This is a genomic window from Paraburkholderia sp. RL18-085-BIA-A (assembly GCF_046027075.1).
GTDB lineage: Bacteria > Pseudomonadota > Gammaproteobacteria > Burkholderiales > Burkholderiaceae > Paraburkholderia.
The window spans coordinates 1-8,188 of record NZ_JARESU010000234.1 but is presented as its reverse complement, the minus strand read 5'-3'; the positions used below and the strand labels follow the sequence as shown (position 1 = coordinate 8,188).

Annotated in this window: 8 protein-coding genes; 6 read left to right on the top strand and 2 right to left on the bottom strand. The window is 60.9% G+C overall.

Translation table 11 applies throughout. The features are described 5' to 3' along the window. Together P0D89_RS49390 and P0D89_RS49385 are read left to right on the top strand one after the other, a co-directional pair. On the top strand, positions 1–204 hold a 204-nt coding region (locus P0D89_RS49390; protein WP_408379164.1), incomplete at its 5' end, for a hypothetical protein. Between the two features lie 243 nt (positions 205–447). After that, positions 448–2,088 (top strand): methyl-accepting chemotaxis protein, encoded by a 1,641-nt coding sequence (locus P0D89_RS49385; protein ID WP_408368850.1) that lies wholly within the window; start codon positions 448–450, stop codon positions 2,086–2,088. Between the two features lie 1,104 nt (positions 2,089–3,192). On the opposite strand, the gene P0D89_RS49380 is transcribed toward P0D89_RS49385, so the two are convergent. After that, complete coding sequence (locus tag P0D89_RS49380; RefSeq protein WP_408368839.1) at positions 3,193–3,651, bottom strand: hypothetical protein; 459 nt, start codon at positions 3,649–3,651, stop codon at positions 3,193–3,195. An 871-nt stretch (positions 3,652–4,522) separates the two neighbouring features. On the opposite strand from P0D89_RS49380, the gene P0D89_RS49375 reads away from it, so the two are divergent. From P0D89_RS49375 to fliG, 4 genes are all read left to right on the top strand, one after another. Continuing rightward, positions 4,523–4,792, top strand: a complete 270-nt coding sequence (locus tag P0D89_RS49375) for a hypothetical protein (protein WP_408368837.1) — start codon at positions 4,523–4,525, stop codon at positions 4,790–4,792. A 262-nt stretch (positions 4,793–5,054) separates the two neighbouring features. Then, complete coding sequence (locus tag P0D89_RS49370; RefSeq protein ID WP_408368835.1) at positions 5,055–5,270, top strand: hypothetical protein; 216 nt, start codon at positions 5,055–5,057, stop codon at positions 5,268–5,270. A gap of 562 nt (positions 5,271–5,832) precedes the next feature. Beyond that, positions 5,833–6,225, top strand: a complete 393-nt coding sequence (locus P0D89_RS49365) for a hypothetical protein (protein ID WP_408379163.1) — start codon at positions 5,833–5,835, stop codon at positions 6,223–6,225. A 253-nt stretch (positions 6,226–6,478) separates the two neighbouring features. Next, on the top strand, positions 6,479–7,474 hold the full coding sequence (fliG, locus tag P0D89_RS49360; RefSeq protein ID WP_408368831.1) for a flagellar motor switch protein FliG: 996 nt from the start codon (positions 6,479–6,481) through the stop codon (positions 7,472–7,474). A 234-nt stretch (positions 7,475–7,708) separates the two neighbouring features. On the opposite strand, the gene P0D89_RS49355 is transcribed toward fliG, so the two are convergent. Further along, positions 7,709–8,188: DUF2968 domain-containing protein (locus tag P0D89_RS49355; protein ID WP_408368829.1), on the bottom strand; the 480-nt coding region annotated here is incomplete at its 5' end.

The window sequence follows — 8,188 nt, the reverse complement described above, 5'->3', positions numbered from 1 at the left end:
CCAGGCATATCGGCCGGCTTTGAGTCTTCCGCGTTATGGGTTCCGGACGCTTGTTATTTCGTTTTCGCGATTGGCATCGATCGGTTCGGTCCCCGCCGCGCGCTGACAAACTGCACGTCTGCGCGGGCTGACTTGACTAGCGGCGGCTTAATCATTGACCACACCGGCAGCCGGAATCTGCCTTTCGTTCGGTTGATGGCATAGATGAGGGGGAACGCGTGCTGGCGCATGCGAAGCGGCCGGACCGGCAGCCACTGTGCGCACCACTTAACGCTGCGATGGCTGCAGGACAGGTACAAAGGCGACCGGCCGTGAAGCGTTTGTCATCCGTAGATAAGCGACTGTGGGGCATTTGCTTGCGAACAAGAACCCACCCTGTGGGAAGTTAAAGCGCAACGGTTCCGACGAGGTGCAGCCACGGGCTCGCCAATCGGCGCGGTGCAATGAATAGAGAAGAGAAATGCTAAGAGCCTGTCGATTCGTGCCTGCCTGAGCTTGATGATCGCCTTTTTCGGGGCCGTGCTGCTGGCCGGCGCGGCTGCGGGGCTCCTGTCGTTACGCGCCAGCAACGCGTCACTAAAGCAGATGTATACGGTCGATACGCCCGCCGTCGCGGATCTTGAAGATAGCGCCGGCCAGTTGCTGCGTCTGCGGCTTGCGCTGGCCACCTACGCGTCGCTGGTCGACCTGAACGACCAGGACGGGGCGGCGTCAGTCCTGAAGCGCTTCGATGAGTATCTGCAGGTGTCAAACGACCGTCTGTCGCACTATCTGAGCCTCGCGGGCGCGAATCCGGAGGGCCAGCCCCTCGTCAAGGACATGCAGGGCAAACGTGACGCGTTTCTGCACCAAGGCCTCGCCCCGGCGCTCGCCGCTTTGAAGGGTGGCGACAAGGCAGCATTCCAGCAAATGCAGGCGCACCAGTTGCCGTCGCTATACAACAGCTACCAGAAGGCAATGCTCACGCTTGAGCAACTGCAGATCGATCATGGCGCACAGCGCTACCGGGACGCGCAGGACCGCTTCTATGCAGTCAGCGTCGCGGTCGCGGTCGGCATGGCGCTTGCGCTGGTGTTCGCGTGGCTGGGCCGCGCGGTACTCGTGCGCGCAATCGTGCATCCGGTGGATGCGACCATCGCCCAGTTCCAGCGCATTGCAGACGGCGACCTCACGGGCCGCATCGCCGCGACGAGCGACAACGAAATGGGCCGGCTCACCGCCGCGCTGCGCCAGATGCAGGATGCGCTCATCTCGACCGTAAACACGGTGCGGGACGGCAGCGAATCGATCGATACGGGAGTGAGCGAAATTGCGTCGGGCAACGCCGATCTGTCGCAACGTACCGAGGAGCAGGCTGCTTCGCTCGAAGAGACGGCCGCGAGCATCGAGCAGCTCACGTCGACGGTGAAGCAGACCGCCGAAAATGCGAAGCAGGCCAGCTCACTTGCGCACGGCGCATCGGACCTTGCCGCGCGGGGCGGCGACCTCGCAGGGCAGGTGGTAGGCACGATGCAGAACATCGTCGATGACTCGCGCCGCATTGGCGATATCGTCGGCGTGATCGAAGGCATCGCGTTCCAGACCAACATCCTTGCACTGAACGCTGCCGTCGAAGCGGCGCGTGCGGGCGAACAGGGGCGGGGCTTTGCAGTCGTGGCCAGTGAAGTGCGCTCGCTCGCGCAGCGCAGCGCGGCGGCTGCCAAGGAGATCAAGGGCTTGATCGGCGAGTCAACCGCGCGGGTGGAGTCGGGAGCACAACTGGTCGAGCGCTCGGGCGTAACGATGAAGGAGATCGTCAATGCAATCGCGCGGGTGAGCGCGATCATGGAGGAAATTGCGGCGGCAGCAGGGGAGCAGAGTACGGGCATCGATCAAGTCAACCTCGCGATCGCGCAGATGGATGAGGTGACGCAGCAGAATGCAGCGCTCGTTGAACAGGCTGCAGCAGCTGCCAGCTCGCTGGAGGACCAGTCCCGGCGTCTTACTGCGGCGGTGGCCGTGTTCCGCACAGACGCGCCGACGGGGGAAGATGTTCGTGGGCACGGCTTCGGGGCGGCGTGCGTGACGCCAGTCGTGGCGCTAGCCTAGTGCTGCATTCTTGCGCGCAAGAAAGCAGCACATGAGGGAGCATTGCTTTCGGACGGCCCGGCTCCGTGGGCGAGGGTATGTTGTACATCATTCGAACCATGTTGTCGGATCGGAAAGCCGCGCAAAAGAATACAAGTGCGCCAACCCTGACCGTCCCCCGCCGACGAAGCACCGACCCATGACTCCAGTGCCAATCGTGTCGGAGGCACTTTGCCGCGTTCAAGACGAACCGGCTGGCGCAACGCGCCGGTCCGGTCCGGTCCGGTCCCCGTATACCGAGTTCACCATGGTGCCGTCATCCGATGTGGAAGAGAATTCTCATTGCTTACCGAGCCTAGATAGTGCGGTTCAGCGCATCGTGTCTCTTGCCCATCGAGCGCCAGTCGGGTAAGAGGCATCGCTCCGCTCATCGCTTGACGGCAAACCTTGTTCGCCCATCGAGGTCTTCCGCAGATGTCGTCCGCGCGCATGACGTCGATAGCGAGCCTGTGCATGCCCGGCTTGTTTGCAAGGTAGAGGGCGAGCCAGACGGTCCTCACGGCGAAGAGATCCATGCCCCGGCCGCGGAGTGATGTGAGATTCAGGCGCACGATATCCATGCGCGGGGCTTCGAGGCGCACACGCTCTACGTCCACGACCTCCACACTGACCGCTAACGCGTAATGGGGTAATCGACTTCGAGCAATCGGCTGTTTGGTCCTAAATTCACGATCGGTCAATGGCTTGCGAATCCTCCGATTGTGCGAATGCCGTGTAGCCGCCGAGCCTTGCTGCAAGCGGCTCTCCGTGTGGCTACCGCCAGATTTCGCACGATTACCCAGACCGACACATGAGCCATCGCCTGCGCGTACTTTTCGAGTGGGTATCGCAACGGTTCGAGGGATCCCTCTAGGGCGGGCTGCCCTTGATCATCTCACTGTTAGCCGCCACGTTCATATGCTCACCCAGCTTGCACAATGGGCTGCTCGACGCCGACTGAATTCAAAGGGTGGGGAAGTAGCGTATCTAAAGCGGAATTTCTCGACCGTGAACGGCCGCGTCGGCACGTAGAGCGGCTGTTGGAAGGCAGGAAACCAACGTCGCTTCATGGCTGATCAGCGACGATCATCGCTGGCCGCTACGCAACGATTCGTCGCTATCCGCAAAACGTAAAAGCCGCTTCCGCGCACCGTCTGCAACATACGTCGGGGCGGCTGCAAGCTGCTGATCGTACAGGCGCAACAGTTGCTCAAGTACCACGCTATCTTCTGGCTCGATGCCCCAGTTGTTCTCGATCGCCGCACGCGCGATACAGCGATCCAGCGCCTGTTGCGCGCCCTGGTAGAACTCGCGGGTCTCGGCCCCGAACCCCGCCTCACCAAGGAAATAGCTCAGGTAGAGCGCGACGAATAATTCGTGGAGGAGTGCCCTGTTTCCGGTCCCGTTGCGCCACGCTGCCAGTGCAAGGTGATAGCGTAGCGAAACCTCACGTAGCGTCTCTGGCGTCGGCGGCAGAAGCATCGTTTTGGTCAGCGGGGTCCTGCCGAAACGGTGCGGGGACTTTTTTCGTGCATTCTTTGACATGAAAACCTATTGCGGGCGTGGAGGCCGTGATCCGGGGTTCTGGCGGTATCGGCCCGGTAATCGCCGTACTGATGGTCATCGGAATCATTCGTGCCATCAACCTGTCCGTTCGACTGGGCAGCGAAGGTCTCGCGTGCTATGGCCGCCGGTGACCGCAGGGGCATTTGACTACTGACGGCAAGAACGGGGCCGCACAATTGCCGCGCGCGCTCAAGGACAGAATAACTACGTCCGACACCATTCGGTACACGCCTCCTGACAAATGGATATCGGCGCGCGAGGACGATGTCTTGAGAACATGACGTGCATCCCCGGCCTCGCACGCAACAGGATGTGGCAGCTAGGAGAGGTCACACGCATGGCGGGTCCTTGTCTCCAGCACCCTGATGCGTCGATTTATCGCTGTTGGTCAGCGTTCCCGTTGGCGCATTCGTTCGTGTCACGTCCGAAAAAAAGCCGACAGGTCGTGCCGGCCAAAGGATTCTGGACAATTTGAGGGCCATGTCAAAACCTGTGCAGCCCACATTATGGCACTGCCGCGCGCCCAAGCAGGCAGTTGGTGAATTAAGGGTTTACACCAGTTTAAATAGGGGGAACGGACGCCGTAATACATGTCAAATCAATCCATACCGTGCCTACCGTCGGACATGCAAAAGCAAACGTTTGCCCGAAAGCTGTGGCCGGTGTTGCTCCCGAGACTTGTCAGTCTGGCTGCCATAAGAGGCTTCGACGTCTGGTTGCTGCGTCAGGTGCACCGGGCGAAGAGAGCGTCCGTATCCAGGCGTGACGGTAGTTTTTAAGGCTGCGCAAGAAGCGCGCTAATACTGGCTTTGGGCTTTCAGGAATGTCAGCCCGCTGAGGAAAGTTCAACATGTTCGACGCCGAGATTGCCGCGACGCTCCTGAACCGGTGGGCCCGCAAACGACCGTGGCCGGCAGGCCAGCCGACGCTGGAAATCCTGCGGGAAGGCAAGCTGCATTTCAGGCATGAAGGCGGCGATCTCCTTGCAGATGGCACTGACCCAGACCGGCGTCTTCGCGTTGAATGCCTGACGTTCACCGACGGCTCCCGTGCCTTGCGCGTCGCCGACGCGGGTGGACAAAGCGGCTGGACACGATGGACTGCTGCGGAGCCGGTCTGAAAGTACGAATGAGCGCACGTATAGACCATGTTCACATCCCGTAGCCTTATCCTGCGTTGGCTCGTTGTCCTCGCCTACGTCCTGGTGGCGATATGGCTCAATTACTGGTGACGCGTGTCGGGTCGCAGTCTGTGCCTGACCGCTGTCAAGGCTGCATAGATGACCGAGGCAGCGGTCTGGCATTCGAGCGGGTGTCGGCTTCGCAACTGCGACAGCCGATGTGACATTCCAGGTTTTCAGAGGATCGCCGAGGGAGACAAACGTGAATACGGTAAAGACCGACATTGAACAAATGGAGAAGGCGCTGAACGCGCTGGTTCGTCGCCCGCAACTTCTCCGTCGCGACTACTGGATATCGCAGATCGAGTGCCTGCTGGTACGCCCCGGGCTGTCGGCGCAGGACCGGAATCGACTATCTGCGCTGCTCGACCTGCTCGGCGCCCCGGTCGCGCAATGTAGTGTCCCGGTACCGCAGTGAGTGGCGCGGTCGCGTCGGCTGGTTACCCGCACGCAGTGTCCGGGCGATCATGTCTGGCGAACGCGTCTATTGAGCTTTCGGAACCACCATGTTTAACCAGTCGAAATACGTATCGCTGATATACGAACAGGGCCTGGACTAGTGGACGCGTGCCTGGTACAGGGAAGCCGTCGAAGCGGAATTTATCTGCCCGCCGTATTATCCCGACCCCGCGACCATAAAGCGTCTTCGTGCTATTTCGACGCCGGCCTGTCGCCCGCCGAAGCCGCTCAGGCGTGCTTCGGCCGCAATCACTAAAGTCGTCCGGCTATTGCTTCCTTATCGGTTAAACATACCCGTGCGAAGAGCAAAAAACGACCCGAGCAGTTCGGCGAATCCCTAACACACCACACTCGTCACGCCCCATGTGCGCCACCTTGACCGGCACCTTCCATGCACCCCTACCCAGGCCGGACCTACACCGCCTGGCTAGCGTCTTCCATTGCGCCCGTTCCTCAGCGGATGGCATGACTTCTTATAGAACGGGTTCTGCGATCGCACCGCTGGCGGACCTCTCGAGGGCATGCTGATGACGCACGCGCAACCGGACTGCAGAGTAGGTTGCGTCGTGCCGCCACCCGAGGTCATCAGTGCGCTCAAAAACCTCTACATTGTTTCGAGCGCGCTCGCGCAGCGCGGCACTTACGCTCAGGAAATCCGGGACTCTCAATGGCGGACTATGGTTCAACGGGCTCAGGAGGCGAAGACGGCGCTCGACCAGCACGGGGAAGGCCCTGAAACGCATGCGATTGTGCTGCTTCGACAGATGACCGCAGCATGCCAGGGCCTCGTCGATCGCCATGCGGCCCGTCGGGAGATTCCCTTCGCCGTATGGCGCGAAGTGGGCAGGCTCGGGCACGACGCTTGCGAGTGGGTCAACCTGACCGCACGCCGCGGGCGAGATGCCGACACATGAATCCCGCAACGTTCACGTTGGCGTACGATCCCGGTCCAAAGGCGGACCGGCAGGCACAACGTGTCCGCTACGTAGTTCCGCCACGTCGTGGCCGGCCTTGGGTCCGTCGTCGTTTGACGTCTCCGGGACGCAGACGACTGAAGGATGGAGCATTGCTCCCAGCGTTCGAACAAAAACTGAACCACGCACGATTGCTGGCAAAGAGCGATCGGAAGATCGTTGCAGTCGCTGTTGGCAAGTCATGGAGCGCTCAGTGAACGCCGAAGGAATCAACAAGGCCGCGTTGCTGCTGATGTCGCTCGGTGAAAACGAAGCGGCCGAAGCCTTCCGGTTCCTCGCCCCACGTGAGGTGCAGAAGATCACTGGCGCAATGGCCGCGCTGAAAAACGTCACACGCGGTGCCGTCGACACCGTGCTGCAGGACTTCATCAAGGAAGCAGAAGCGCACACGACGCTGTCGCTGGACTCGAAGGATTACATCCGGTCGGTGCTGACCCGGGCGCTCGGCGAAGACAAGGCTGGCAACGTCATCGACCGCATTCTTCAGGGTGACGACGTTGGAGGCATCGAAGGCCTGAAGTGGATGGATGCGCCAGCCGTCGCCGAACTGATCAAAAACGAACACCCGCAGATCATCGCGACAGTCCTGGTGCACCTGGATCCGGACCACGCTTCCAGCGTGCTCGAATGTTTCACCGAACGCACGCGCAACGACGTGCTGCTGCGCATCGCCACGCTCGATGGCATCCAGCCGGCCGCATTGCGTGAACTCGATGAGGTGATGACAGAGTTGCTGTCTGGCAGCGAGAACGTGAAACGCAAGGCGGTTGGAGGCGTTCGCGCGGCTGCGGAAATCCTCAACTACCTGTCGAGCCAGCATGAAGAATCGGTGATCGGGAACGTACGCAGCTACGACGTTGATCTCGCGCAAAGGATCATTGACGAGATGTTCACGTTCGAGAACCTGGTCGTACTTGATGATCGGGCGATCCGGCTCCTGCTCAGGGAAGTCGACTCGCAGACACTGGTTCTTGCACTGAAGGTCGGGTCGCCCGAGCTGCGCCAGAAATTTATGTCGAACATGTCTCAGCGCGCGGCTGAGCAGTTTTCCGAAGACATGGAGGCAAGCGGCCCGGTGCGGCTCTCCGAAGTTGAAGCACAACAGCGCAAGGTACTGGATGTCGCGCGCGACCTTGCCGGAAGCGGTGAGATAGCGCTCGGCGACAAGCCGGACGACGCGTATGTCTGAAGTGCCTCACTGCGTGAACATTGATGATGAGAATCGACGGGATAACGTCCGACGAACCCACCGATAGCCACCGGCATGCCTCGTGCCGGACCCGGCCAATGAGATCGCCCATGCCGGCGAGCAGGGCCACGGCCTTATAGCGGCGGTGAGCGAAGTACGTGCGTCGGTGCACGAACAAAACCCCGCGCGGCGGACCGGACGGGGTCGTGCATTTGAAGAGGGACCGGCTGAAAATCAGTGTAAGCCGCCCAAGCCGCTTTCCAGCTCACTCTGAAGTTCGCGTACCTGACGCTGCGCTTCGCGCAACTGGGTCTGCGCGGCAGTCTTCTGCTGCGCAATCGCCGCAGCTTCGGCACGCGTCTGCTGCTGCTGGTTGGTGACGATTGTCTGCTGCTGACTTGCTACATCGAGGTCAGCCTGCAGGCGGTTCGCACGATCCTGGGACAGCGCAGTTACCCGCTCGATCGCCGACTTTTGCGCCTCGAGCCGCGTGCGGCGGATTTCAACGGCGGACAACTGCAGGGTCTGGCGCACGAAGTCCCTGTAGATCAACTCAGCGCGCGTGTCGTCCCCGGTCTTGATGACACGCCAGAAGTTCTTCTGCTGGAACAGCGCGACGTAGTACGTCACTTCCCGGGCGTTGAACAGCATGCTCGCACCGTAGCTGCCGTTGTACGTCGTGCGCAGTTCTGTCAGATCCGAACCCCGGATCAT

Bases quoted from the DNA above. Each gene is read 5' to 3' on its own strand.
- P0D89_RS49380 (WP_408368839.1), bottom strand. From the start codon at position 3,651: ATGTCAAAGAATGCACGAAAAAAGTCCCCGCACCGTTTCGGCAGGACC.
- P0D89_RS49365 (WP_408379163.1), top strand. From the start codon at position 5,833: ATGCTGATGACGCACGCGCAACCGGACTGCAGAGTAGGTTGCGTCGTG.
- P0D89_RS49375 (WP_408368837.1), top strand. From the start codon at position 4,523: ATGTTCGACGCCGAGATTGCCGCGACGCTCCTGAACCGGTGGGCCCGC.